At 69.4% G+C, this 598-nt stretch carries 1 protein-coding gene; it reads left to right on the top strand.

Annotation, left to right across the window (positions count from 1 at the left end; all coding sequences use genetic code 11):
• A partial coding sequence (locus tag FUT87_RS27215; protein WP_147242995.1) for a family 43 glycosylhydrolase occupies nucleotides 1-598 on the top strand: 598 nt, incomplete at both ends.

Raw genomic sequence — 598 nt, forward strand, 5'->3', positions numbered from 1 at the left:
CATGTGCTGGAGAACGCACATGCCGATCCCACGCAGGGCGAATGGATCGAACGCGGCCAGATCCACACGCCGCTGGACGACTTCGCGCTGGATGCGACGACCTTCCGCCATGGTGGCGAGCAGTACCTGTGCTGGGCCGAGGCGGATCGCGCGCGGCAGGGCAAGACCAATCTCTACCTGGCCACGCTGGCCAATGCCTGGACGCTCAAGAGCGCGCCGACCCTGATCAGCGAGGCCGTGCTGCCGTGGGAGCGCGTGGGCTTCGCCGTCAACGAGGGGCCGGCGGTGCTGCAGCGTTTCGGCCGCGTGCTGGTCGCCTACTCGGCCGCGGCGACCGACGCGAACTATTGCATGGGGCTGGTGTGGGCCGATGCCCAGGCGGATCTGCTCGATCCGTCGGTCTGGCACAAGTCGCCGACGCCGGTCTTCGCCAGCGCCAACGGCCAGTACGGTCCGGGCCACAACAGCTTCACCACCACGCTGGACGGCCGCACCGACCTGCTGGTCTACCACGCGCGCGGCTATCGCGACATCGTCGGCGACCCGTTGCACGATCCCAACCGCCATGCGCGCGTGCAGCCCTTCGGCTGGCGCGCGG

The organism is Mitsuaria sp. TWR114 (assembly GCF_007997345.1).